Raw genomic sequence first — 25,826 nt, 5'->3', positions numbered from 1 at the left:
GGTCTTACATTCATAATAATAATAATCATAAGAACCAAATGCTGTTAAATTTTTCTAAAATGCACGGGCTAGGCAATGACTTTGTGGTTGTCGATAACGTTACCCAAAATGTGTTTTTCTCGAAAGAGAAGATCCAGCAACTTGCTGACCGTAATTTTGGTATCGGCTTCGATCAATTGCTTATCGTAGAACCGCCTTACGATCCAGACCAAGATTTCCATTATCGGATTTATAATGCAGACGGCTCAGAAGTGTCTCAATGTGGCAATGGTGCGCGTTGTTTTGCTAAATTTGTAAAACAAAAAGGCTTAATTAACCGCAATAAAATCATTGTCAGTACCAAAGCTGGTCGTATGGTCTTATATCTCGAAAAAGATGGCAATGTAACCGTGAATATGGGTCGTCCAGTGTTTACCCCTGAGCTCATTCCATTTAAGGCAAATAAACAAGAAAACTTCTATATTATCCGTGACAATGAACACACCTTTTTCTGCGGTGCAGTATCAATGGGCAACCCGCATTGTGTTATTGAAGTTGACGATGTGGACAATTATGATGTGCAAGGTATCGGCGAGATAATTGGCAATAACGAGCGTTTTCCAGAAGGTGTGAATGTTGGATTTATGCAAATTATTAGTCGCAGCGAAGTAAAACTACGTGTATTTGAGCGCGGTAGTGGAGAGACACTAGCTTGTGGCAGTGGTGCTTGCGCGGCTGTTGCAATAGGTATTATGCAAGACAAACTAGATAAAGAAGTGAATGTCACGCTTGCTGGTGGTAGACTAATTATAAAATGGCAAGGGGAAGACAGTCTATTAAAAATGACGGGCCCCGCAGAACACATTTATGATGGACAAGTAACGCTATGAATAAATCAGGTGTTAAGGGAAATACTGCGCAAGCACTAGCGCACGACTTTGTCTCAGAAACGGTCACGGAAGCAGAAGTACGCGAGTATATTCTTAATAACAAAGACTTTTTTGTTAACAATCCGGACGTTGCCGAGAGAGTTCAAGTGCCACACAAACAGAAGGGCACAGTGTCGCTTGTTGAGCTACAGGGTAGTCAGTTGCGCAAAAAAGTTCGCCAACTCAGCTTTAAACTCAGTCAACTGATCTCAATTGCTAAGCAAAATGAAGAGATTTACAAGGTATATGCCGACTTGAATCTTCGCTTATTACGCTGTACTGAGTTTGCTGAAATGCAATATACGATTGAAGAAACCTTGCAAGATGAACTCGATATGTCAGCTGCTGCGATTAAACCTTTTAAGGGTCTTTTTGCATTGCCTGAAATTCAGCAACGTTTGTTTATGGAAAAACGCTTTAAAGACACCGATTTCTTTTTTGGTCGCTTGAGTCAGCACGAAAAACAACTCTTGTTCGGCGATTCAATTGCTGAATCGGTCGCTCTCGTGCTACTTGGTGATAGACGCGACCTAGGAATTTTAGCCATTGGTAGCGCCGACCCGATTCACTTTACACCCGACATGGACACGTTGTTAATAAAACAACTTCAGGAGTTCTTAAATGTCTCAATGCCAGGTTTACTTCATTATTAGCAAAGGCTAATTTTGTTAGATGACTTATCTGTAACGCAAAAAGTCCCTCCTCAACTAGGCTCTTGGGTCATTGACTTTATTCACCATATTCGTGTTGAACGTCAATTATCCGAACTCACATGTAAAAACTATCAACGCCAAATACTCAGTGCTCTGAACGATCTTAACATCAGCAAATGGACCGAGCTTTCGCCGGATCACGTAAAAATGATGTTGATGCGCTGCAGCAAAAGTAAGTTATCCACTCGCACCATCAATCTACGGCTTAGTGTGCTGCGTAATTTCTGCGAATTTATGGTCACAAAGGAATACTTAAGTAATAACCCTGTTGCAGCAATTCAATCCTTGAAACAATCAAAGCCATTGCCTAAACAATTGAATGTGGATGAAATGAGCAGTTTACTCAACTTTGATACGACTGAATTTTTGGGTATTCGAGACAAAGCCATGTTTGAATTACTGTATGGTTGTGGTATGCGTTTATCCGAATTAACGGGCCTTGACCTGAGTGATATATTAGCCGGTGATGAGGTTAACGTTATTGGTAAAGGTAACAAAGAACGACGCTTACCGGTGGGTCGTCAGGCTAAAATTGCGCTTAAAGTATGGCTTAATGAGCGCGATAAACTATTACCTTCATTGGACCAAAAAGCCCTCTTTTTATCTAAGCGTAAAACCCGAATTTCAAACCGGCAAGTACAAAATAGACTGGACCATTGGGCTAAACAACAAACGCTTTATCAACAAATTAGTCCACACACATTGCGCCATTCATTCGCGACTCACGTATTAGAATCAAGTAATGACTTACGTGGTGTTCAAGAATTACTAGGGCACGCTAACTTATCAACTACCCAAATTTATACTCATCTTAATTTTCAGCATCTTGCTCAAGTTTATGACCAAGCTCACCCAAGGGCAAAGAAGAAGTGATAATTTACAAACCCACACCCAAAATTAATGCCATGACATTCGACTTAGATGACACCCTATACGATAATTGGCCGTATATTGTTGAAGCCGAGAAAGGCTTATTAAATTTCATTGCCAAAGAATATCCAGATTCATCTCACCTCAGTCGAGATGATTGGCAACAGTATAAACACCAAGCATTGCGTGACGATCCTGAGTTATTTTCAGATATGGGCGACTTGCGCCGCATTATCTTAACAAAAGGACTCCAAGAGTCAGGTTACCGCGGTAGCGTGCTATCCACGGCAGTGCAAACTTGCTTTGATTGGTTTTACTTTGAACGCAGCAACTTTCAAGTAGGTGAAGCACAATGCCAATTGCTAAGCAAACTCGCTGAGCGCATACCATTAATTGCGATTACTAATGGTAATGTCAATACCCAACAAATTGGAATACATCGCTATTTTCAACAAATATTAAAAGCCAGTCGTCAAAGTCCAATGAAGCCGCACCCTCATATGTTTGATGAAGCTGCAAATTATCTGAAGATACCACGTGGCAGCATCTTACATGTCGGCGATAATTTAGAGAAAGACGTTTGGGCAGCAACAAATGCGGGTTTCTCTGCAGCTTGGCACGCCTGCGACCGACCAATGGAAATTGAAAATGAGCCTGTTCAAGTTCTACCTAACGTTGAAATTCATCAGCTTGAAGAGCTCTTGGCATTTATTTAATCGACAACAACCTTATTTTTAGTTAACTTCGATTGCAGGCATCCTTATGACAAATATTATGACCACAAATTCCCCCTACCCACATTTGCTCGAACCTTTAGATTTAGGCTTCACTACGCTAAAAAACCGCACATTGATGGGCTCTATGCATTTAGGATTAGAAGAAGAAAAAGGTGGCTTTAATAAGCTCGCAGCCTTTTATGCTGAGCGTGCAAGAGGCGGTGTTGCTCTTATTGTTACAGGCGGAATAGCGCCTAATATTGCTGGCTGGGTAGCCCCCTTTGCTGGACGTATGACAAGTTCGCGGCACGCTAAAAAGCATCGCGTAATTACTGATGCTGTGCACAAAGAAGGGGGTAAAATTTGCATGCAAATTTTACATTCCGGACGCTATGGATATCATCCATTAGCAGTTTCTGCTTCAGGGATAAAATCACCAATCACACCGTTTAAACCAAGAGCACTCTCTACCCGGGGCGTACGAAGTACAATTAAAGATTACGTAAGTTGTGCAAACTATGCAAAAAGTGCTGGTTATGACGGTGTCGAGATTATGGGTTCAGAAGGATATTTAATTAATCAATTTTTTTGCGAACGCACCAATCATCGAGATGACGAATTTGGTGGTAGTTTAGAAAATAGAGCTCGTCTTGCAATTGAAGTAGTTAAACAAACGCGCGAAGAAGTAGGTGCAGAGTTCATCATTATTTATCGCTTATCGATGTTGGATTTAGTCGAAGGAGGTGCACTTTGGGACGAGATCGTATATCTTGCCAAAGCAATAGAAAAAGCCGGTGCTACACTCATAAACACAGGGATTGGATGGCATGAAGCTAGAGTACCTACGATAACAACATCGGTGCCGCGGGCGGCTTTTACATGGATAACACAGCGCATGAAAGCCGAGGTTAGCTTGCCGCTCATTACAACTAACCGGATTAATACCCCTGAGATTGCTGAATCAGTATTAGCTCAAGGTCATGCAGATATGGTTTCCATGGCCCGACCATTTTTGGCTGACCCCGATTTTGTGGCAAAAGCTATGCGCAACGAATCCGACCAAATTAATACCTGTATAGCCTGTAACCAAGCTTGTCTGGATCATGCTTTTGAGCAAAAGCGCGCAAGTTGCTTAGTTAATCCTCAAGCCTGTTATGAAACTGAACTCATTTTCAAATCAGTCGCCGCTCCCAAAAAAATAGCAGTTGTGGGCGCAGGTCCGGCAGGTTTAGCCTTTGCGACTTATGCCGCGGCGCGAGGTCATGATGTGCATTTATTTGAACAAGCGAATGAAATAGGAGGGCAATTTAACTACGCGAAACAAGTGCCTGGCAAAGAAGAATTCTACGAAACTTTAAGATACTACAATAAACGCATACAAGTAACTGGCGTTAAACTGCATTTAAATACTCGTGTTGACGCAAACCTTCTTGCACAACAAGGTTTTAAAGAGGTTGTAATGGCCACCGGCATAAAGCCCCGTCTTTTAACCATTCCAGGAAGCGATCATCCTAAGGTCATGAGTTACATTGATGTGTTGCGAGACCATAAATATGTTGGCGCAAAGGTCGCTGTTATTGGTGCAGGAGGCATTGGTTTTGATGTCTCAGAATACTTGGTAGAACAAGAAAATCTAACTACTAATTTAGATAAGTGGCTAGCTCATTGGGGCATCGACAAAGCATTTAAAACACCTGGTGCGCTGGTTGAAAAGCAGCTACATGAACCACCAAGGCAGGTTTATCTTTTACAACGAAAAAGTACAAAAGTCGGTAAAGGACTAGGTAAAACCTCTGGCTGGATACATCGCCATTCACTGATTAACCACAAAGTGCAAATGATGAATGGCGTTAGCTATGAAAAAATTGATGACCAAGGGTTACATATTATCATCAATGACAAGCCCAGAGTGTTGGATGTTGACCACATTATTGTTTGCGCTGGCCAAGAGCCATTGCGAGAACTGCAATTGAGTCTGCAAGAAGCCGGTATGCAGGTGCATATTATCGGCGGCGCTGATGTCGCTTCAGAACTCGATGCCAAACGAGCTATTCGGCAAGCGGCTGAACTCGCTGCTGAAATTTAGCAATGTGATGTGGCCGCTAAACCTTGTGCCACTAAACCTTGTGCCACTAAAGCCTAGCAGCTTGAATGGCTAAGCCTTCACAAACAGAGTTAAAGGCATCACCCTCGATTACTGGCAAATTAGGCAGCATCTCTTGCGTTAGCTGTTTTCTCACAATTGGCGATAAACTCATACCACCGGTGATGAAGAGCATTTCCGGTGCTTCACTGCTATTTTCTAAGCATTCAACAACCAAACGTTTGACCCGGCTTAGCCATGATTTCATAGAACGGTTTAAGTCCTCCACCGACAAGTCTACGTCGTAATCGGCCTCAATATAATGCAGTGGTAAGGTGATTTCTGTTTTAGATGAAAGCATCTCTTTTGCTAGACGAGATGAGTTAACTAAACGGGCGGAAAGTTTTTCTTCTTGTACTGTAAGCAACCGACCTAACAATTTGGATTCTTTTATAATTGACATGGTTTGGGTGATGTCCAAACCATATTCATCTGAAAAGAAATGATTGAGCCTTGGAATATCGTCTACCGCACACATATCTGAAAAATACGTGGGTGGCACAGGCAATCCACTTAGCATCTTCAGTCCCTGCCCCATTGTTGGTGCAATTGACTTCACTATTAGGTTTTTATCACATTCCATCCCGCCTATGCGGGCACCAGTAACCGATAGCACATCTTGCTGACGATTAAGGTTACTACGTTTTTCCGGGGATAACTTAATGCAACAAATATCGGTCGTACCACCGCCAATATCAACCACTAGCACATTGGTAGGCTTGGCTAAATTAGGTTCAATTTTATAAGCAGCCGCGATAGGCTCCTCAAGAAATTCAACATGTGTGAAGCCGGCCTTTTTAGCAGCATCAGCCATTATTTCTAATGCTTGACTATTACCTTCTTCGCCTCTGGTACCATGAAACCTTACCGGGCGGCCAATCACCGCAGTATCCACAGTCTGATTCAGTTGTTGTTCTGCACTTTGACGGAAAAAAGCCAATTGTTTAGCAATCATGCCTACAAAAGCGGCTTTCTGACCGGGCACTAAATGCGCGCCTAAAAAGTTTTTCGGTGAATAAATTAAGCGGCCCTTGTCTGGCGTTTTTAAGTAACGCTTGAATCCTTCTTCACCAAACGCAAACTCCCCGGTTTCAACCAGTTGGTTCAGAGACAAATCTTGCACAGTCATATATTTAAGAAGAAGTTGAATAGCTTGGCGCTGCAGTGCTGGTTTGTTGTGGTATTGCGCTCGTAAGTCATCAATTTTTTCGCTAAAAACGCGCTGTTCTCGCGGATCTTGTGCTTCGTAATAGCTATTTTTAGCTTTTTCTAGCTGATCATTGATCGCACGCTGAATTTGCGCAACTTTAGCCTCAATAGCAGACACTGGCGGGCGCGGTAGATCATCTTTATAATATACAAAAACTGAAGAACGAATTTTATTCGATTGTTCAACATTAGGATCGAGCTTAATGAAATGATGTTTTGTACCATCAAAATAAACTACCTCTGAATTCGATGTACCGTAATCTATGCCTATTGCTGCCATCTTGGTCCTGAGTGATTAAAAAAGAGACCGCGGATTGTAGAGTAAAAATATATGCAATTCACTAGTTGATTTACATTATGAGACTTTAAACCTCTGAAAATCTGCGCGCTGGTGTATTTCATCTTCTTAATGCTCTGTGAAGTGTTTGTATTGACGCAAAAATTTGTGGATTTAAAGAAAGCGAACACTCAGAATATTAAAACAATAAAATTTTGAAGCCTATGACAATTACTATAATGCCGCCAAACAACTCTGCTGTAAATTGCGATTATCAAAGCACTTAAAAAGGGACTGTCACCCTTCAGTTCAGGTTGCGATTTGCCGCTTTGGTTTACACCTATGCCAATCGATACTGCGAAAACATCCATACTTAGCGCTATTGATAATAAAATTACTTCCAACATGGTAGATCCAGCATAACCTGACAAAATGACTATAAAAAATCAATGATGCTGATAAAAGCCATTGAATACTATACAGCCTAGTTAGCCAGCAAAATCTTATGCTTTGGAGATCGGGTCGGTTTTTTCTTTTTTTGGGACTTCATTCGCTAGCGTTCTCACGTATCGCCAAGCTAGGTAGGTAATTAAAATAAATACAACAAGCAGTCCAACGCTAAACAGCCCCCAGTTATCACCCACGATATTTTCAAGTGCTGAACCAAACAGAAAACCGCTACCCACTAACGCAAAGGTCCAAGTAAGTGCCGAGGCAAAGTTAAGCATTGTGAATACGCGCCATGACATATCTGTTAACGCCACGGGAAGTGAGCCGATAGTTCGCATGCCCTTAGGATAACGATAGAGGAAGATATACACTTTGCCAAAGCGATCCAATAACAACTTGGCGGTGTGCAGCGATTTTTGATATCGCGGATTTGATGAAAGGTTTTCAACACCGTACTTTCTGCCTAAGTAAAAGCGTAACTCATCACCCAAATAGCCACCGAAAAAAACGGCAGCAGCAACTAAAGCCAAGTTGAGTGCACCCATATGAGCAGCAATACCAGCAAACAAGGGTAAGGAACCACTTTTTAATGCGCAATAAGAGAAAAGAATGACGTAACTTAACAAGCCGTAATCGCTTATAATATCTAAAATAGTTTCCATCAGATTTGGGATATTCTTAATCGACCAAGATTATTACTTTTACTACGCTATGGGATGTTTGGATCATCAACAAACAGCGACCATTAGTCCTCACACGAGACATTGATGGTTAACTTAATAAGCCAACTTGTGTCATTGAATTTCACTATGACTAACAGATAAAAAGGTAAAATTTTGCTTATTGCGGTCTTATGCAACGGTAGATTATAAAGGTGTTTCTATTTAGTTCTAACCGAATTGGTGCTGAAATACCGCTCTCTTTTGGCTAAAACCTAGTAAGCAATTGATTTAAAAGTATAAAATATTATTTTATAGTTGGCATGATTCTTCCACTAAATACATAGGTTCCGTGAAATTATTTAGGATAAATCCATGCGCAATTTATATCATTTTTTTTATTTACTATGGCGTCTAGACGTTAGCGTATGGCAAGTAAATGAGCCAAGTAATACTCATACTACAGCCGAAAAAGAACGTGAAGACATTAATGCTTAACAACATCATAGATAAGTCGTATAGCTTAAATTAACCAATATTGCTATAAGTACCACAGCGTTTGCGCCAGCCTAATAGCCAGTTTTGTTCGACTTGTTTTTGCGGGGAGTTTTTTACACGCCGCGTGAGCATCGCAACGCATGCTTGAGTAAAGGCAAGGTGCTGGTTTTGTGTATCGAGTTGCATGTTGAGCAATACCTGCAATAAACCCCACCCTTGGTTGTTGTACCTTTCGGTAAGGGCGATACCTTCGCCCTTAAAGTTAACGTAATCAACTAAGGAATACATACCTAATTCCGTGGTGGCGAGCGCTTGAAATCGTTTTGTGACCAAACCTTGAGTTTCTGGATTATCAACTTCAGCTAGCATCAGTGGCAAAGATCGTTGCATGCGTTGATGTATGAAGGCAACCTGATGTTCAAACGTAGAGGCTAATAAGCTTCTGAGTTCTTGCATTTCATTACTATTTTTGGCATCCATAAAGTTTTGCTTAGTTTGCCAGGGACAATATTGCTGTTGTCGCAACCAAGCCGGAATAGCGACGTTTTGAGCCTGTAAATACTGCAACAGGCTTGGAAACGTTTCGGTGAACGGACTCTCTATATCTTTTGGAAACCAAATAAAGTGACCTAAGCCTAAACTCGCAAATGCTTCGCCATTGTTCCAAGCTATTAAATGCTCAGGATTGCTGCCGGTTTCATTGTGATAGATTTTTTCACCGATGGATTGCAGTTGCGCTGCTTGTAGCTCAAGAATATCTTTTGCAAAGGCTAGTGGGGGCTTGATGCAAGATAAGATAAGAATAAACAATAGGTAGTTGATGCGTTTCATAGTTCGATGGTGCATTGGTCGATTGTAATGGGTTTATTTTAACTTTGTGTATTGCATGTAGCAAGTGGGATGTCAGAAGAATTGATTGTGATTGAATAACCGTATTCCAACTTATTATAGGCCCTTTTTTGGCCCGAATATCGGTCGTACTATTTCTACCGTCGGAAACTGTCTGTCCATCGTATTTGTTGTCAATTTACACTAGAAAATTAACGGGCGCTCATCTTCAAGCACATTTTGCTTCATTGAATCACAAGGCATATTGCAATCAGGCTTGCCTACAATTTTAGCTGGCACACCGACAACGGTCACGCAAGGGGGGACATTGCTCAACACGACACTTCCGGCGCCCACTTTTGAGCCTTCACCAATTTCAATATTTCCCAAAATCTTAGCACCTGATCCGATCATCACACCTTGGCGAATTTTTGGATGGCGATCGCCTTTTTCGTTGCCAGTACCGCCAAGTGTGACGTTTTGCAAAATAGAAACGTTATCTTCAATTACCGTCGTTTCACCAATAACAATACCAGTTGCGTGATCAAGCATGACACCTTTGCCAATTGTTGCCGCCGGATGTATGTCAACGCCGGACGCCATTGAATTCCGACTTTGAATAAACAGCGACAAATCGTTGCGCCCGTTATGCCACAAATAGTTAGCTAAACGATGGATTTGCAACGCTTGAAACCCTTTAAAATGAATTAATACTGTCAAAAATGAGGTTACCGCTGGGTCCCGACTGACAGCAGCCTGAATATCGATAATCGCAGAGTCAACCATAACTGGGTTAAGAGAATAAGCGGCTTCAAATATTTCTCGTAGCACAAGGGCTGGCATCACATCGTCTGACAACTTATTTGATAAAATAAAGCTGAGTGACGATTCAAAGGTATGATGGTTAATTAAACAAGCATGAATATAAGAAGTCAGCATTGGCTCTTTTTCAGCAACTTCTTTCGCTTCTTGCTGTAGAATTTTCCAAAATTCATCGCTGCTATGAACTCTACTATTCGGCATAATTTTTTCCATGAAATGGTATTGCTACTATTTGGTTTAACAAATTCATTCGCTCTACGCATTTGTACGTTGAAATAAGAAATAACCGTGAGTGTAGGTGAAACTAGCTAGCTTGCATAGCATTGCACTGGTGTCTATTGTTAAAAACAATACAATGTGGGAACGACATCGGCTTGATTCGATATGCTAGAAACCAAACATATGTTGATTCAACCCCATCCCAAAGTCGTATTGTGTATTTATCAGTTAAGCCAAATAGTAGCTGTTTAGTATTGCACATAGCTGTCATCTTTTAAGGAGAGAAGAATGCGTTTAAAGCACTGCCATAATTTTCATGATTTTCGTACACTGGCAAAAAAACGCTTGCCCAGCCCTATCTTTAACTATATTGATGGCGGGGCTGACGACGAAATCACCTATAGACGCAATACAACTGCTTTTGATACCTGTGACTTAATCCCTAACGTATTGACCGGCGTCAAGGACGTTGACTTATCCGTCACCGTCATGGGTCAAAAACTGGCTATGCCCGTATATTGTTCTCCTACAGCGCTGCAACGTTTGTTCCATCACAAAGGTGAGCGTGCGGTCGCCGCTGCTGCTGAAAAATATGGCACTATGTTTGGGGTCAGCTCCCTTGGTACTGTTAGCATTGAAGAAATAGCGCAACAAATTGATAGCCCGCAAGTTTATCAATTCTACTTTCATAAAGACCGCGCACTGAATTCAGTTATGATGCAGCGAGCCAAAGCGGCTGGCGTAAAAGTGATGATGCTCACTGTTGACTCCATCACTGGCGGTAATCGTGAACGTGATCTTCGAACTGGCTTTTCTATCCCCTTCAAACTGACCTTAAGCGGTATGTTGCAATTCGCTATTAAACCTATGTGGGGCATTAATTATGTCACTCATGAATCCTTTAAGTTGCCACAATTGCAAGACCATGTGGATATGAGCAAAGGCGCAACCTCTATTGCGGGCTATTTTAGCGATATGCTCGACCCCTCTATGAATTGGAAAGATGTAGAGGCCATGGTGAAGGAATGGGACGGTGAGTTTTGTTTAAAAGGAATTATGAGTAAAGACGATGCAAGGCGCGCTATTGAAATTGGTTGCACCGGCATTGTTATTTCAAATCACGGCGGTAGGCAACTTGATGGCTCACGCAGTTCGTTTGACCAACTCAAAGAAATCATGGATGAAGTGGGCGACGAAATTGACGTACTATTTGACAGCGGTGTGCAGCGCGGCACGCATGTGCTAAAAGCTTTGTCATTAGGTGCAAAAGCAGTGGGTATTGGTCGCATGTATCTTTATCCATTAGCAGCAGCTGGACAACCAGGCGTAGAGAGGGCTTTGGGTTTGATGCATGCTGAGCTTGAACGAGGAATGAAATTGATGGGTAAAATCGCTATTAGTCAGTTAAATTATAAAAACCTAAGATTTCGTGATTAAACACGTAATGACTGTATAAACGCACAGGTTTATTGCTATACTTGGCACATCAGACGCAAAATAAAAAAGAATTTTAATGGATGTAACTCGACTACTCGAAGATCTTAACGACAAGCAACGTGAAGCGGTTGCTGCGCCAGCACAAGACATGTTGATACTCGCAGGCGCTGGAAGCGGAAAAACCAGAGTGTTGGTGCATCGCATTGCTTGGCTGATGGAAGTTGAGTTAGTTGCGCCCTATAGCATTTTAGCAGTGACATTTACCAACAAAGCTGCGCGTGAAATGCGTGGACGCGTTGAACGTTTGATGGGCCAGCCTTTAAACAGTATGTGGATTGGCACCTTCCATGGCCTAGCTCACCGTCTATTGCGCTCGCATCATGAAGAAGCTGGTTTACCTGAAAACTTCCAAATACTCGATTCAGACGATCAATTCCGCTTAATAAAACGGCTATTGAAGTCGATGAACTTAGATGAAAAACACTGGCCTGCCAAACAAATTCAATGGTACATAAACGGCAACAAAGATGAAGGTTTGCGCTCCAGGCACATCGAAACTCATGGCGATCATACGCAGCAAAAAATGAAAGAGATTTACACTGCGTATGAGCAAACTTGCCAGCGCGCAGGCTTAATTGATTTTGCTGAATTATTATTAAGAGCTCACGAACTGTGGGCCAACAATCCACAGGTTTTACAGCATTATCAGAAGCGCTTCAGAGCGGTATTGGTTGATGAGTTCCAGGACACTAACAATATTCAGTATGCGTGGCTGAAATTACTTTCTTGTGAAAATAACAACATGATGATTGTGGGTGATGACGATCAATCGATATATGGTTGGCGCGGCGCGAACGTACAAAACATTTCCCATTTTTTGAGGGACTACCCCACAGCTAACACCATAAAACTCGAACAAAATTACCGTTCAACCTCGAATATTCTAGATGCTGCGAATGCCGTAATTGGACACAATCCCGGCCGCTTAGGTAAAAAGTTGTGGACCGAAGACTCTGAGGGTGAAAAAATAGCACTCTATGCTGGGTTTAACGATCTGGACGAAGCACGCTTCATTGTTTCGCAAATTAAGACCTATTATGAGCAAGGCGCTGCACTTTCTGACTGCGCTATTTTATATCGCAACAATGCGCAATCTCGTGTTCTAGAGGAAGCACTCTTGCATGAGGGCTTGGCCTATCGCATTTACGGCGGTTTACGCTTCTTCGAACGTCAAGAAATTAAAGATGCTTTGGGTTATTTGCGCTTAATTAGTCAACCCATCGATGATGCGGCATTTGAGCGTGTGGTCAATACGCCTACTCGTGGAATGGGTGATAAAACACTGTCCAACTTACGTGTATTTGCACGAGAAAATGATATTTCCATGTGGCAAGCAAGTAGTAAAATGCTAGCACAGAATATGCTTTCAGGTCGGGCAGCTACAGCACTTAAAGGATTTGTAGAGATGATCCTACAAATGACACAAGAAGTGAAAGACTTGCCACTTGAGAAGAAGGCTGATCACGTTATTAAACATTCTGGTTTATACGCTATGTATCAAGCTGAAAAAGGCGAAAAAGCAAAAGCTCGAGTAGAAAACTTAGAAGAATTAGTCACTGCCTGTAAGCAATATGAAGCCCCCGAGGAAGCGCAGGAAATGAGCCCGCTATCTGCATTTTTAGCGCATGCATCGCTCGAAGCAGGTGATGCTCAAGCAGATGCAAATCAGGATTCAGTGCAAATGATGACCATTCATTCCGCAAAAGGTCTCGAGTTTTCATTTGTGACATTAGCGGGTGTTGAAGAGGGCATGTTCCCAAGTCAGATGAGTAACGACGAGCCCGGTAAAATAGAAGAAGAACGCCGTCTCTGCTATGTGGGTATGACAAGAGCCATGCAAAAACTGCTTATTACCTATGCTGAAACCCGACGTTTATATGGTCAAGATAAGTATCATACTCCATCAAGGTTTATTCGTGAGATACCCGGTGACTTCATAGAAGAAATCAGGCTTAGAACGCAAATAAAACAGCCTATGCAAAACCGTTTTAGTGGCGCTACCTCGCACGCTGCATTTGAAGACAGTGGTTTTAAGCTTGGTGAGCGGGTTGAACACAAAAAATTTGGCGAGGGTACAGTACTAAATTATGAAGGCTCGGGCGAGCATGCAAGAGTGCATGTTAACTTCGATTCTGTGGGTACAAAAATTTTGATGCTTGCCTACGCTAAGTTAACTAAAATAGGCTAAGAGCTCAGCAGCGATTGGGCCTATTTTATAATCAAGGTGTTAGGTGTTCTCTTGCAACCATTCAGTGACACTTTGCTGATCACCTCTGAACACCACGCGATCTTTGCGTTTGTCCAACTGATACAAGTACATGGGATCATAGTAGTCTTCTGTAATTGCCCTAAGCCAATGTCGATGACTGCGAAAACTATCGCTGTGCTGGCATTCAATCGCCGCTTCCATTAACGCTAATATCTCCTTGGTACGCTGGCCGCCAAGGCGTTTCTTTACCCTCAATAGACTGTCTATAAGATAGTCTGAAAAGGCCTGCTCACCACTGATTTCATGATGACCTTGATAATACGCGATGGTCTCTGCATAACGCTCTACCACATATTCTTGCCAAAGCTTTTCGATACGTTCTTCAATGGGTAGGTCGATAACCACCATACCGCTCGCCGCCATGGCCAAATTAACTACCTCGGGCAGATGGCGAACGCCAATGTTGCGGCTTTCGTCCTCTAAGATAATCCGTTGGCCGGGGTGTTTTTCACGCACGCCAAGCAAGGCTAAAGTGAGGTTGTTCTCAAAATCAATCTGCGTAGGCTGTTCGGTCAGTGCTCGACCAAAGCTAGACCCTTTATGGTTAGCATGACCTTCTAGGTCGATGCTGTTATTCAGGGTTTTGATAATATCGGTTTTACCCGTACCGGTCATACCTGACAACAGAGTAAAGTTTTGGGCTGCACAAGTGTCGCCTAAATACTGCAATACAAATGTACGCAGCGACTTATAGCCCCCTTCTATGCGCGGACACTTAATACCGGCATCGGCTAACCACTGTTGGCTGAGTTGAGAGCGCAAACCACCGCGAGCACAATACAACACTGCATTTGGATGTTGCTCTAAAAACTGCTGCCAAGCCTTCACTCTGGTCTTTTTAGTCTCACCGTTGACCAGTTCGTGGCCTAAGTTGATCGCTGCTTGCTGGCCTTTTTCTTTATAACAAATACCAATAAGGCGGCGTTCTTCATCGTTAATGAAGGGCAGGTTAATAGCTGAAGGCAAGGCGCCTTTTGCAAATTCCACCGGGGCACGCACGTCAATCATTGGCGTCTGTTGCAACAACAGTTCTCGATAGGCATTACTGGTTGCGCGCTCAGTCTTTTTCAACTTGTCACCTCAATCGAATATTGTTCCCCAACTGCAGTCTCTAGATAGCCAATCGCTTGGTAATAGCAGCCGGCTGCGCTGAGTATGACTTTAGCCGCATCAACTGACTCAGCAGAGATGGCAACCAATAAGCCACCGCTGGTTTGTGGATCGCACAGCAATGCTTGTTGTTGCGGATCAACGCCGCAGACATGCTGGCTAATACTCTCCCAATTTCGCAGACTACCACCAGACACGCATCCCTCTTTAATATACTGATGCACAGACTCATCTAGTAATGGCACAGCCTTACTATCAATGGTGGCTTTGAGCTTGCTGCCCTGGCATATTTCAAGTAAATGTCCGAGTAAGCCAAACCCAGTTACGTCAGTCATTGCGTTCACTCCGGCGAGGCTGCCAAGTTCCACACCAACGGTATTTAAACGCATCATACTGTCAACCGCTAGGCGGCTATGCTCGGGCTTTAGCTTACTTTGTTTCTCGGCTGTGGTTAGAATACCGACACCCAGGGCCTTGGTTAAAAACAACTGATCACCTGCCTTGGCTGAACAGTTCTTCTTCAGATTAGTTAGTTTTACACGCCCGGTAACTGCAAGACCGAAAATAGGCTCGGGTGAGTCGATTGAATGACCGCCTGCTAATATAATGCCCGCTTCCCTACATGTATGTCGACCTCCATCGATTACTTGCTGTGCGATCTCTGGGCTAAGTATTTTTGAAGGCCAGCCAAGTATTGCAATGGCCATCATTGGAGTACCGCCCATAGCATACACATCACTAATTGCGTTAGTGGCAGCAACCCGACCGAATTCAAAGGGATCATCAACGATTGGCATAAAGAAGTCGGTAGTGCTAATGATGCCACTGCCATCACCAAGATCATATACTGCTGCATCGTCTTTAGTAGTGTTACCGACCAGCAAGTTGGGATCGGGCAGAGCAACAAAGTCAGTTTTTAGGAATTGTTCCAGCAGGTTCGGCGCAATTTTACAGCCACACCCAGCACCGTGACTAAATTGAGTTAAGCGTATTTTAGATGTCATAAGCTACATTTGTTGATAGTCGATGCTACAGGGTACTTTGTTTACTCATTGAGATCATGAGTTTTACTTATAATATTCACACTGGCTTAATACTTTTTGGTGTTTATCATAAGTGTAAAGAAGTTAATCCACATGCTCAGTTATTCCATGGCTTAGTATAATGATTGGCATATCCCTAGGCTATATGCAGGACTATTGGATCGCGTCACTATCGTAAGGGCCTATTTTAGCCGACACGTTATTGACTCTAATAGAGATCCTAAAGGTGGCAGTCTTTGTCCGGGGGGAAAACACCATCGAATTTGTGCTGTTAGCGACATTCGATGATGAACCCATATGGAATTCTGCCTGCGATATTATAAAATGAGTATTTTATTGATCAATAAACATTAAATATGTTTTTTGTAGTGAAATGACGCACTGGGGTGAGTATATTTCATATTCATTCTGGTGCATCATTGAATGCTTGAGTAAACCAATCGTATGATTTTTAAACGTCAGCTAATCATGTTTCTGCCACAATGACACTATATTATCCAATACTAATTCTGCAGCACGAATGTAACTATCTTGGTGACTATTTAGCTCATGTCCCATCATTGAATCATGTATTTCTGTAAAAGGATCAGCAATACCACTATCTTCACCACTTAATGCCTCAAGCACAGCCAATCCATGATATGGAACAGTCGATGGGTTGTACCCTCCCTCATGGCACATTACTAGTCGACCATCACACAATTCATCAGCCGCCTTTAATAACATATGAGTAAGACGGCGATAGCCGCTGCTGGTCATCATTTGTCGACCTAGTGGATCATAAATTCCGGCGTCAAAACCACTAGGTACAATAATGAGATCAGGAGAGAACTTATACAGAGCTGGCAACACGACACGTTCAAAACAGGCAAGATAGCCACCTAGTCCAGTTCCAGCGGGTAGAGGGATATTTAAGTTGAAACCTCGTCCCTCGCCTGAGCCTATATCTTGATTATCGCCTGTATCTGGCGGGAAGCAACGCTCTTGATGAACTGATATTGTCAACACTCTTGGATCTTCATAAAAAATTGATTCTGCACCATTTCCATGATGTACATCCCAATCTACAAATGCGATTTTTTTCAAATTGAGGTTATCCAGAGCATGATGTGCAGATATCGCTGCATTGTTTAATAAGCAAAATCCCATTCCCCCATCTGCAACTGCATGATGACCTGGCGGTCGAACTAATGCATAGCCATTTTTAACTTGTCTTTTAACAACCGCAGACGTAAGTTCCATTACGCCACCGGCAGCTAGTCTTGCAATATCAAGAGAGTTCACACTCATAGGAGTGAAAGGTCCTGCGTCTCCTCCTGTTTTGTTTAACTCAACCAATTGATTAAGATATCTCGGCGTGTGTACTTTTAATATTTCTGCATCACTTGCCACGCGATCTTCAATTAAGTGGAGCTTATTGGTCAACTTACTTGCATCAAGCAGGTTCTTTATTCGGCGTTTAGTTTCTGGGTTTTCAACATGTTGTAGTGGCTGCACATCGAAGCCTGCAGGCATTATCCCTGCCGCATTACCCGTATTGTGCCACATATAACGTTCATTCCAGACTAGTGCAGTTTTTAACATGACATTATCCTTAAAGATTAATTGTAAAACGTTTAAAACGTATAATTAAAGACAGCACCAAACTCTCTGGGCCGCGCAACATTTACCTCGACCAAACCAAACCCTGGCTTGTCTGCAACCCCACTGGTTATGTACTCTTGGTCAGTTGCGTTTCGGATATATAGCGAGATCCCCCAATCCGCATTATTCGGCGAATAACTGGCTGTCAGATTAACTAATGTTAATGCCTTTTGAATGAGTTCAGGTGTATTTATGGCGTCATTTGCAACCTTGTCTTTGTAATTTACGTCAGTACGCAATCGCAGTGTCGCTTGATTACTAAGTTCAACTTCATATTGCACACCTGCACTTAATGAGTTTTTTGGCGTATTGATAAATAAGTCGTCTTCTTGAATGGGATTAACTATCGGATTACCAAACGACCCGATAACAGCTGAGTCAAGCCGTGTATACCTGGCATTAAGATAGCCATAATCGATATTGATACTCAGGTTATCAATTGGTACAACTACTACCTCGATTTCTAAACCATCTATTTTACCCTTTGCAGCGTTAATTGTTCTGGGGATGCCTCCATCAAAAACAACAACTTGAATATCATCATAGTCAGCGGAAAATACGGCGGCGTTAACTCGTGCTCGTCCTCCCCAAAAATCAGATTTTACACCCGCTTCCCAGCTACCAACTTCTTCGGGCTCGAATGATGTTGGAAACTCTAATGGCAAACCATAGCGAGGATTAAACCCGCCACTTTTATAACCTTGTGAATAGGAGAGGTAAGTTAATCGGTCTTTGTTCAGAGTGTAGCTCAAAATAAACCGACCTGAAGTGTTAGTGAACTTTTCTTCTTGAATAGGATTAGCAATACTAGGACCACCGCCTATAGTATAACCCGTCAGATCGATCCCTTTTGTGTCTTGAGAGGTTCGTAATCCCAGTGTTAAATCCAAATCTTTATGAATGGCATAGTCAACTTCGATAAATACAGCCGTACTTTGGTTATCTATTGTCGTGCCTTCACCGGCGGGATCTATTCTAAAAATGTTAGGGCAAATGCCCGCTGATGTAAGATTTGGACCACCTAGCGCCGTCAAGTCACAGCCAATATTATTAGCCGCATATATGTCAAAAGTCTCTTGCGCAAAACTAACAGTGACTGCGTCGTTTCCAGTTTCATCCATGTAAAACAATCCTGCAATCCAGTCTAATTTGCCCTCAAATCCATTTCCAGAAAACTGTAACTCTTGACTAAACTGCTCATGCGACATGCTATTTTCGGTATGCAATAGGTTTAGTGGAGATCCATCTGCATCTCGAGCAAAATCGGTATCGAATTCGCGGTATCCGGTAATAGATTTAATTGTGGTGTGTTCTGAGATTTCCCATTCAGCGGTTAATGAAGAACCAAAAATATCATACTCAGAGCCTGTGGGGCCAGTTGCATTGCTCTTTTTTAGGTCGCCACTCAAAAAGCGACTATCATATAAGGGTGTGCCTAATGGCAAGCCAGGTAGCAGTGCGAATGCTGCTAATGCAGGATTTGTGGAACCCGCTAAAGGATTGCCACCGATTAGATTATTGTAAGCAAGTCCGGCAAAACTAGTATTTGCCGCACCCAAGTTAGAGGGCGTAAAGTTAACTAAAGAGGATGCCGGTGATTCTTCGTCGGCGCTACTATAATCAGTGGCGAAGTCAAGTGTAAGTGAGTCTGTTGCATACCATCTAGCAGTAAAGCGCGCCGCATATTTGTCTTCGCCTCCAAGTGATTGCCCTGTAAGAAGGCGTTCTGCATAGCCATCCTTTTCATTTGACGAGACAGATAATCGAGTAAACAGATTTTCAGAAATCGGTACATTTACAAAGCCTCTTAATTTTCTATGGCTAAAGTTCCCAATTGTCGTTTCAATTCCCCCTCTAAATATTTCATCCGGTTTAGTTGTAGTAACGCTAATAGCGCCCCCGATAGTATTTTTCCCAAACAACGTTCCTTGAGGGCCTCGCACGACTTCTATTCTTTCAATATCCATTGAATCAAAAACCGAACCTGTCGATCGTGCAATATAGACACCATCCAAGTAGATGCCCACGCCTGGATCCGCAGTTAAGGCAAAATCACTCTGTCCGATCCCCCTGATAAATACAGATGCCGCATTGCTGCTGCCGCTAATAGGAGCCGTTGAATCAAAGGTCATATTTGGCACTATCTGGTCTATTTGTGAAATATCACCTAACGCCCTATCGCGCAATCCTTCGCCTGTGAATGCGCTGACAGCTAATGGTGTATCTTGAATACTTTCAACTTTCTTCCTTGCATTTACTTGAATGACTTCTATTAGTAACTCTTCTTTTTCTTCTGTTTCTTGTGCACTTATGCAGATCGGAAAACAGGCTAAGGCGACGGAAACAGCAACAAATTTATGTTTAAACATTAACTTTTTTTTATTCATGAACTGCATAAATGTCCTTAATATTAAAATATTGTTATATATACGCTAAATTTTGTTAATACTATAAGAACAGATCTGGTATCGTAAAAAACTGACATTTGCGGACACACTAGTAACATTAACTTAAAATAGTGGAATAATTTTATGCAGCCTAAAACTCCGTATCTATCGCCTAAGTTTGCAACATATGTACAAGACTTCTTGTTAGATCGTGGCATCGAACCAAACGAGTTTTTTGACATTGAAGAGTTTCCTCATAAGAATGTTCAAGAGTTATCGCCGGCTATTAATATCGACTATGTTGCAGAGATGTTTGAAATTGTTTCTAAAAAACTCGACAAACCCTTATTTGGGCTGGAATTAGCGCAAGGATTTCACTTCGATTCGAGCAGCATGATAATCCTAGCTATGCTTTCAGCAAAAAATGCGACTGGCTTATTAGAGACACTGTTGAAGTATGACAAATATGTAGATACAGCGATTTCACTCGAATTTACTATAATAAATAATGAAGGCTGCTTGTCTCTTGAACTATTGTCTCCTGAAGGAACTAACACGGCACAAATTAGTCTTTTTCTAGTATTTCTTTTGCTATTATCTTTACAAAGGGCAACAAGAACCATGCCGAAAGTAAATAAAATTTGCCTAGTGGATCAGTTCAACTCTGCTGACATTAAACAAAAGGTGGATTTACGAAATACAAAATTCGAACGCTCTATTAATAAAAACTATATTTTTTTTGATTTGCAGTATCTCAAGACAAAGCTGAATTCCCACAATGAACTTTTACATGAAGTGATTTGCACAGCACTCGATAAGTATTATTCGTATCGTTCAGGACGATGCGACATTATTGATATTGTAAGTAGAGAAATATTAATACAAAACAAAACGTCTCTACCAACTATCATTACTATTGCTCGCGCTCTAAATATGTCTGAAAGAAGTCTGAGAAGATTATTGTCTGAGCATGAAATTACATTTAAAGAATTGAAGAGTGAAGTCTTTTTACAAAGAGCTAGCTATTATCTCGAATACACCAATATGACTATCTCCCAGATTGCTTATGAGCTAGGTTATTCGGAACCTAGTTCCTTTAATCGGGCGTTTAAATCATACTGCGACCAAACGCCAGATGTTTTTCGCAAGAAAAACTCAAATATAGATTAACTACTTTTGCTAAGTGGTGCAGGCAAGTATGAAAATAGTGCCAAAGTACATTTCACTGCTGCTGTTGCCTAATAAGCGGGTTGGCGTACATTTCTAACAATTTTTGCTGCTCTTCAGAATTCAGCATCGTTAGCCGAGACTCTATATAACGCTTTGCTTGTTGATACTCTGTATAAAGCTTCGCCAGTTGAGACTCTTTACTAAGCTCCGCTAGTTGAGACTCTTTACTAAGCTCCGCTAGTTGAGACTCTTTACTAAGCTCCGCTAGTTGAGACTCTTTACTAAGCTCCGCTAGTTGAGACTCTTTACTAAGCTCCGCTAGTTGAGACTCTTTACTAAGCTCCGCTAGTTGAGACTCTTTACTAAGCTCCGCTAGTTGAGACTCCACATAATGCTTTACTGACTCTTCGTTAGATGGAGCCGTTTTTATTTGTTTGTTTTGCTGATCACCATGCAACAAAGAGAGTGCAACGCTGGAAGTAGAAAAGGTTTGGTAACCTGACAAAATTTCTTTATCGATAAAAGCAGAAACCTCCTTCGCATTGGAAAATTGATTACCGACGAGTTTTCCGAAGTGCACATTCACTCTGCCTTTTTGACCGGTTATACCATTCACGATACTTTGCATATCTTCGTTATCAGGTTTGTCGTAGCCACCCACTTTTTCAGCTTGGCACAACTCTTTTGCTTTACTTACATCACATGGATCAAATTCGTAGGAAATAGAAACAGGTACAATACTTAAATTTGCAATATAGTCACAGAAATCAATATCTTTGGGTTTATTTAAAGACAGCATAGAAACAATAGCAGGGTTAGTGACATCAATGCCGTCTTTTGCTCGGCCCTCACGTTGTGCAATCCAAAGGTGTTGATTATCGTTTTTTAGCGAACATTCAATATACTCACTGAGTAACTTCGCAGCCGCCAATTTTTCTCTACGTCCTTCTACAGAGCGTTGAACCACAAAACACTTATTCAAACGAAGAATGTCGGCAACCCAACCTTTACTCAACAAATTGTCGCCAACCGCAATTCGAACCGTGTCTTGCCCATTGATGTGCAGCACCCAATTAACGAAGGCCGGATCGAGCGCAATATCTCTATGATTACTGACAAACAAATACGGTGTAGACAAATCGAGGGTGTCCAGGCCAGTCACCGTTAATCCCTTCGTCGTCTTCGTTAGCATGCGCTTCATGTAAGGTTCAACCATGACCTGAAAGTCACGTAAACTGGTTATGCTTTTTATTTTTTTACTAACATATTGTTTAATAAAAAAACCAAATATTGGCTTAGAAAATGGAGGCCATTTAGCAAAACGAAAGGCAACTAAAGTACGGATGAATTCTTCGTTATCAACTAAATTTTTTAGGACTTGGGGTAAATCAGCATTGTCATATGGCCTGATTTCGTCAAATTTAGACGTCATATCTTGGTTTTTACCTCAGTTATATCAGATTGCACGAATTTGGGCCTACTTTAAAACCCGCCAATTCATTTCTAATTGTTCGATCGCTGTGCTCACATACAAAGAGTCATCGCTTATAGTAATAGACCAACTTGACTTGCGTTCCACTTGTTTAGCTAAGGCCTGAATTTGCGGCCATTGAAACGCAAAAAACTGAATGGGTAGCGTTTCAAATTGCGATTTATTTTGTTTCCACCAAACGTCAGATTTTGTATTGAAACTATACACAAATGTATTTTTTGCAAGTCGGCAGGCTTTTTTCATTCTATCAAAACTTGGCTCTCCAACATCAATCCAACTCAATAATTGGTCGTCCAATGTTTTTTGCCAAATGTCGGGATCGTCTACTGAACTTAAGCCTTTGGTGAAAGCCAATAAATTTTCGCTATCATCAAAGGAATGAAGACAAAATACCAGTAGGCGAACAATCATACGTTCGATCGTTTCAGAAGGATGTTGTGCAACAGTCAAATTTAAATTGGGATAGTGATGATTATTTATGTCAGCAAGCGTGATATTAAATTTATAAATTGTAGGTTTAAGAGCCATTGAGTTTTCAGTTGTTCACTTAAGGTTTCTGCGTTATTGCAATTCGGCATAAATTACAGTTGAGAGTACGTTGTAAAACGCGTTTGAGTAGAGTGTACACTACATATAAATTATCTTTTTAAAAGAATGCATCGATTAGCTAAACAAGAACAAATTGACGCGCTGTGCTTTTAACTATATTTGTCAATGCGCAAAGTAACTTGCCTTCGCATGTACGCCAAGTGAGCGCTTACTTTAAATAAAGAAAACACTTAAGTAAAACTGTGATATTTCGTTCATAAGACTAATTATTCGCAAATATGACCAAGCAAGCAATTTAAAAATAATTTAACACTATGTTTTATATGTAGATTATTTTTGGTACGCGCTTTGCTTTATGTGTTGGCATAACGACAATAAAGGAATATGACTATGCCAGTAAAATTAGAAGACAGACCCATCGAGCAAGTAAAAGAAGAAGTAATTGACGTGCTTATTCATAATTACAGCCATGGTATTATTTCTAATGAAGCTTTTGAGCGCCGACTAGATGCAGTTATTGCGACATCATCTCACCAAGAAATGGTTGACCAAATTCAAGATTTAGATGCTGCACCAGACGATACATTGAAGAAACATAAAGAACAGCAATTTTCTGTACACTATAGCCAAGCCCCAGCTGAAGACAGCGAAACCCTGGTCAACATTTTGGGCGAGACCGAGCGCAGCGGTGTTTGGATTGTACCCAAAGAAATTAGGCTATTTACGATCCTTGGAGGCTCAACTCTCGACTTTACAGACGCGCGTTTTACCAGCTCTAACGTAACGGTAAAAGTGATGAGTATATTGGGTAGTGATAAAATTTTCGTTCCTGAAAATGTGAACGTACTATCAAAGGCTTTTTGTATACTCGGCAGTTCGAAAAATAAAGCGCCATCGGTTGCATCACTGCACGCCCCTACAATTAATATTGAGGGTGTGGTTATCCTCTCCGAATTGAGTATTAAACTAAAAACCACAATGAAACAAAACTTCGTCGCGTTTGCTAATAAAATGAAGGCGATGTTCGAAGCTAATTCCAAGACCTGAGGTGTAAATAATCCCAGCCTATTCACAATTTTAGATGTTTTATGAAGCCTTTTTAATGACAATTATGTAATGCATGAACTTATCCTAAATTAACCGTGTAATAATGATGTTGGCGTATTATTATGCTGGCGTTTTGGTTACTCCATGGTCAATTGCTGTAAATATAAGCAGTCTATGGACCCTTTTGATTACATGGGTAGGAGCATTGGATGCACTGGCGTCGTTGGTTAGTAACAATTGTATTTTTTTTTGCCGTTGTCGGCTCACTTGGGTTTGTTAAGTTCAACCAAGTTATGGCTGCAATCGCTTTTGGCGAGTCATTTCCAGAGCCCAGTGAAACGGTAAGGATTGAAAAGGTTGAAACATCGATTTGGCAACCTAATTTACGACTTATTGGCTCAATTTTACCGATACACAGTTTAGAAATTCGTAACGAACTAGAAGGTGTTGTTACTTACATTGGCTTCAAATCGGGAGGCAAAGTCGAGAAAGGTGCGGTTCTGCTGAGAATGCAAATTGATGACGAGTTAGCGCAATTAGACGCTATTGATGCAGAAATAATGATTGCAGAACTTGATGTCACCCGCTTTGAAAAATTGCTCGAACAACGTGCCTCGAGCCGCGAACAGTACGACAGAGCTAAAGCACAATTAGCCGTATCAAACGCACGCAAACGGTCACTTGAAGCAGTTATTGCAAAGAAAACTGTTATTGCGCCTTTTGCTGGTCAAGCAGGATTACACCAACTCGAGACCGGCGCATTTTTGGCCGCTGACACCATGACCACAAAGCTGGTTAGTGATTCAAATACCGTATGGGTAGATTTCAATATCCCGCAGGCTTATTCAAACTTAAGCGTAGGAACCAAAGTCACGGTCAGTTCCACTAATTTGGGACTCTTTGATGCAACCGCAGTCATCGCCGCAATTGATCAAGAAATATCCACACGTTCCAGAAACTTGAGGGTGCGCGCAGAACTGACAACATTTCAAGTAAAATTAAAACCGGGCACTATTGTTTCAGTTTTGTTACCGGTTTATTCCTCAAAAGAAGTGGTTCGACTCCCTACTAAGGCAATTAGACATGACGCTTTTGGCACTTATGTTTTTAAACTAACCAAAGATGACATGAACAATTGGCGCGCCGCTCGTCATGTTGTTACGGTTATTTCGAAAGAAAATGAAAGTAGTATCATCGATATCGCGTCGAGTAATAGCCTGCAATTAAACGATATTATTGCCACGCAGGGTTCATTCAAATTGCGTGAAGGCATTTTAGTTTATACCGATGAACAAGGCGAATAAGG

The 25,826-nt window shown here is 41.6% G+C and carries 21 protein-coding genes; 11 read left to right on the top strand and 10 right to left on the bottom strand.

The features are described from left to right. Window positions 1-38: 38 nt before the first annotated feature. Genes dapF through G399_RS0119740 form a run of 5 tightly spaced genes read left to right on the top strand, consistent with a single transcriptional unit; the run spans window position 39 to window position 5,293 of the window. Window positions 39-869 carry a diaminopimelate epimerase gene (dapF, locus tag G399_RS0119760; RefSeq protein ID WP_006015179.1) on the top strand — a complete coding sequence of 277 codons (831 nt, stop codon included), beginning with the start codon at window positions 39-41 and terminating at the stop codon, window positions 867-869. After that, the gene (locus tag G399_RS0119755; protein ID WP_006015176.1) at window positions 866-1,561 is read left to right on the top strand and encodes a DUF484 family protein; all 696 of its coding nucleotides are present in this window, start codon (window positions 866-868) and stop codon (window positions 1,559-1,561) included. The genes dapF and G399_RS0119755 overlap by 4 nt, the downstream gene beginning before the upstream one ends. 12 nt (window positions 1,562-1,573) lie before the next feature. Continuing rightward, a complete protein-coding gene (locus G399_RS0119750) occupies window positions 1,574-2,494 on the top strand; it encodes a tyrosine recombinase XerC (RefSeq protein WP_006015174.1) in 921 nt (306 codons plus the stop codon). After that, window positions 2,491-3,207, top strand: coding sequence for an HAD-IA family hydrolase (locus G399_RS0119745; protein WP_026843923.1), 717 nt, complete (start codon window positions 2,491-2,493; stop codon window positions 3,205-3,207). The genes G399_RS0119750 and G399_RS0119745 overlap by 4 nt, the downstream gene beginning before the upstream one ends. 58 nt (window positions 3,208-3,265) lie before the next feature. After that, window positions 3,266-5,293: an NADPH-dependent 2,4-dienoyl-CoA reductase gene (locus G399_RS0119740; RefSeq protein WP_026843922.1), complete on the top strand. Its 2,028-nt coding sequence runs from the start codon at window positions 3,266-3,268 to the stop codon at window positions 5,291-5,293. 46 nt (window positions 5,294-5,339) lie between these two features. On the opposite strand, the gene G399_RS0119735 is transcribed toward G399_RS0119740, so the two are convergent. Continuing rightward, the gene (locus G399_RS0119735; RefSeq protein ID WP_006015165.1) at window positions 5,340-6,839 is read right to left on the bottom strand and encodes an Hsp70 family protein; all 1,500 of its coding nucleotides are present in this window, start codon (window positions 6,837-6,839) and stop codon (window positions 5,340-5,342) included. Between the two features lie 500 nt (window positions 6,840-7,339). Continuing rightward, entirely contained in the window at window positions 7,340-7,948 is a 609-nt protein-coding gene (locus tag G399_RS0119725; protein WP_006015162.1) for a DedA family protein, read from the bottom strand. A 372-nt stretch (window positions 7,949-8,320) separates the two neighbouring features. On the opposite strand from G399_RS0119725, the gene G399_RS22825 reads away from it, so the two are divergent. Next, on the top strand, window positions 8,321-8,443 hold the full coding sequence (locus G399_RS22825; protein ID WP_006015159.1) for a hypothetical protein: 123 nt from the start codon (window positions 8,321-8,323) through the stop codon (window positions 8,441-8,443). 30 nt (window positions 8,444-8,473) lie between these two features. Here G399_RS22825 and G399_RS0119715 read toward each other — a convergent pair whose 3' ends face one another. Both G399_RS0119715 and cysE read right to left on the bottom strand, forming a co-directional pair. Then, window positions 8,474-9,274 carry a hypothetical protein gene (locus G399_RS0119715; protein ID WP_006015156.1) on the bottom strand — a complete coding sequence of 267 codons (801 nt, stop codon included), beginning with the start codon at window positions 9,272-9,274 and terminating at the stop codon, window positions 8,474-8,476. 201 nt (window positions 9,275-9,475) lie between these two features. Then, the gene (gene cysE, locus G399_RS0119710) at window positions 9,476-10,294 is read right to left on the bottom strand and encodes a serine O-acetyltransferase (protein ID WP_026843920.1); all 819 of its coding nucleotides are present in this window, start codon (window positions 10,292-10,294) and stop codon (window positions 9,476-9,478) included. 306 nt (window positions 10,295-10,600) lie between these two features. Here cysE and G399_RS0119705 point away from each other — a divergent pair, with 306 nt between their 5' ends. After that, window positions 10,601-11,749: an alpha-hydroxy acid oxidase gene (locus G399_RS0119705; protein WP_006015151.1), complete on the top strand. Its 1,149-nt coding sequence runs from the start codon at window positions 10,601-10,603 to the stop codon at window positions 11,747-11,749. Window positions 11,750-11,825: 76 nt separating this feature from the next. Continuing rightward, window positions 11,826-13,997, top strand: a complete 2,172-nt coding sequence (gene uvrD / locus G399_RS0119700) for a DNA helicase II (protein WP_006015149.1) — start codon at window positions 11,826-11,828, stop codon at window positions 13,995-13,997. Window positions 13,998-14,036: 39 nt separating this feature from the next. Here the strand turns inward: uvrD and mnmH are convergent, their stop codons facing one another. The 4 genes from mnmH to G399_RS0119680 all read right to left on the bottom strand — a co-directional run bounded on the left by mnmH (window position 14,037) and on the right by G399_RS0119680 (window position 20,262). Beyond that, window positions 14,037-15,149 (bottom strand): tRNA 2-selenouridine(34) synthase MnmH, encoded by a 1,113-nt coding sequence (gene mnmH / locus G399_RS0119695; RefSeq protein WP_006015147.1) that lies wholly within the window; start codon window positions 15,147-15,149, stop codon window positions 14,037-14,039. Continuing rightward, window positions 15,146-16,192, bottom strand: a complete 1,047-nt coding sequence (gene selD, locus G399_RS0119690; protein ID WP_006015145.1) for a selenide, water dikinase SelD — start codon at window positions 16,190-16,192, stop codon at window positions 15,146-15,148. Before selD ends, mnmH begins: the two co-directional genes overlap by 4 nt. Window positions 16,193-16,693: 501 nt before the next feature. Further along, window positions 16,694-17,815 carry a class II histone deacetylase gene (locus tag G399_RS0119685; protein ID WP_006015144.1) on the bottom strand — a complete coding sequence of 374 codons (1,122 nt, stop codon included), beginning with the start codon at window positions 17,813-17,815 and terminating at the stop codon, window positions 16,694-16,696. A 32-nt stretch (window positions 17,816-17,847) separates the two neighbouring features. After that, window positions 17,848-20,262 (bottom strand): TonB-dependent receptor, encoded by a 2,415-nt coding sequence (locus G399_RS0119680; protein WP_158409444.1) that lies wholly within the window; start codon window positions 20,260-20,262, stop codon window positions 17,848-17,850. A gap of 144 nt (window positions 20,263-20,406) precedes the next feature. Here G399_RS0119680 and G399_RS0119675 point away from each other — a divergent pair, with 144 nt between their 5' ends. Next, window positions 20,407-21,432: a helix-turn-helix domain-containing protein gene (locus G399_RS0119675; protein WP_006015138.1), complete on the top strand. Its 1,026-nt coding sequence runs from the start codon at window positions 20,407-20,409 to the stop codon at window positions 21,430-21,432. A 52-nt stretch (window positions 21,433-21,484) separates the two neighbouring features. Here the strand turns inward: G399_RS0119675 and G399_RS0119670 are convergent, their stop codons facing one another. Both G399_RS0119670 and G399_RS0119665 read right to left on the bottom strand, forming a co-directional pair. Then, window positions 21,485-22,864 (bottom strand): 1-acyl-sn-glycerol-3-phosphate acyltransferase, encoded by a 1,380-nt coding sequence (locus tag G399_RS0119670; RefSeq protein WP_026843919.1) that lies wholly within the window; start codon window positions 22,862-22,864, stop codon window positions 21,485-21,487. Window positions 22,865-22,909: 45 nt separating this feature from the next. After that, window positions 22,910-23,452 carry a YaeQ family protein gene (locus tag G399_RS0119665; RefSeq protein ID WP_006015132.1) on the bottom strand — a complete coding sequence of 181 codons (543 nt, stop codon included), beginning with the start codon at window positions 23,450-23,452 and terminating at the stop codon, window positions 22,910-22,912. 411 nt (window positions 23,453-23,863) lie between these two features. On the opposite strand from G399_RS0119665, the gene G399_RS0119660 reads away from it, so the two are divergent. Together G399_RS0119660 and G399_RS0119655 are read left to right on the top strand one after the other, a co-directional pair. Then, window positions 23,864-24,520 carry a hypothetical protein gene (locus G399_RS0119660; RefSeq protein ID WP_006015130.1) on the top strand — a complete coding sequence of 219 codons (657 nt, stop codon included), beginning with the start codon at window positions 23,864-23,866 and terminating at the stop codon, window positions 24,518-24,520. 209 nt (window positions 24,521-24,729) lie between these two features. Further along, window positions 24,730-25,824, top strand: a complete 1,095-nt coding sequence (locus G399_RS0119655) for an efflux RND transporter periplasmic adaptor subunit (protein WP_006015128.1) — start codon at window positions 24,730-24,732, stop codon at window positions 25,822-25,824. The last annotated feature ends 2 nt before the right edge of the window (window positions 25,825-25,826 follow it).

The organism is Brumicola pallidula DSM 14239 = ACAM 615 (assembly GCF_000428905.1).
Classification (GTDB): Bacteria; Pseudomonadota; Gammaproteobacteria; order Enterobacterales; family Alteromonadaceae; genus Glaciecola; species Glaciecola pallidula.
Note: the sequence above shows the minus strand (reverse complement) of the source record. Positions and strands in the feature narration are given on the sequence as shown.

Coding starts and splice junctions, on each gene's coding strand:
- G399_RS0119740 (WP_026843922.1), top strand. CDS start 3,266: ATGACCACAAATTCCCCCTACCCACATTTGCTCGAACCTTTAGATTTA.
- G399_RS0119735 (WP_006015165.1), bottom strand. CDS start 6,839: ATGGCAGCAATAGGCATAGATTACGGTACATCGAATTCAGAGGTAGTT.
- G399_RS0119670 (WP_026843919.1), bottom strand. CDS start 22,864: ATGACGTCTAAATTTGACGAAATCAGGCCATATGACAATGCTGATTTA.
- G399_RS0119665 (WP_006015132.1), bottom strand. CDS start 23,452: ATGGCTCTTAAACCTACAATTTATAAATTTAATATCACGCTTGCTGAC.
- G399_RS0119655 (WP_006015128.1), top strand. CDS start 24,730: ATGCACTGGCGTCGTTGGTTAGTAACAATTGTATTTTTTTTTGCCGTT.
- G399_RS0119660 (WP_006015130.1), top strand. CDS start 23,864: ATGCCAGTAAAATTAGAAGACAGACCCATCGAGCAAGTAAAAGAAGAA.
- G399_RS22825 (WP_006015159.1), top strand. CDS start 8,321: ATGCGCAATTTATATCATTTTTTTTATTTACTATGGCGTCTAGACGTT.
- G399_RS0119685 (WP_006015144.1), bottom strand. CDS start 17,815: ATGTTAAAAACTGCACTAGTCTGGAATGAACGTTATATGTGGCACAAT.
- G399_RS0119725 (WP_006015162.1), bottom strand. CDS start 7,948: ATGGAAACTATTTTAGATATTATAAGCGATTACGGCTTGTTAAGTTAC.
- G399_RS0119675 (WP_006015138.1), top strand. CDS start 20,407: ATGCAGCCTAAAACTCCGTATCTATCGCCTAAGTTTGCAACATATGTA.
- uvrD (WP_006015149.1), top strand. CDS start 11,826: ATGGATGTAACTCGACTACTCGAAGATCTTAACGACAAGCAACGTGAA.
- cysE (WP_026843920.1), bottom strand. CDS start 10,294: ATGCCGAATAGTAGAGTTCATAGCAGCGATGAATTTTGGAAAATTCTA.
- G399_RS0119715 (WP_006015156.1), bottom strand. CDS start 9,274: ATGAAACGCATCAACTACCTATTGTTTATTCTTATCTTATCTTGCATC.
- G399_RS0119755 (WP_006015176.1), top strand. CDS start 866: ATGAATAAATCAGGTGTTAAGGGAAATACTGCGCAAGCACTAGCGCAC.
- G399_RS0119680 (WP_158409444.1), bottom strand. CDS start 20,262: ATGAATAAAAAAAAGTTAATGTTTAAACATAAATTTGTTGCTGTTTCC.
- selD (WP_006015145.1), bottom strand. CDS start 16,192: ATGACATCTAAAATACGCTTAACTCAATTTAGTCACGGTGCTGGGTGT.
- dapF (WP_006015179.1), top strand. CDS start 39: ATGCTGTTAAATTTTTCTAAAATGCACGGGCTAGGCAATGACTTTGTG.
- G399_RS0119705 (WP_006015151.1), top strand. CDS start 10,601: ATGCGTTTAAAGCACTGCCATAATTTTCATGATTTTCGTACACTGGCA.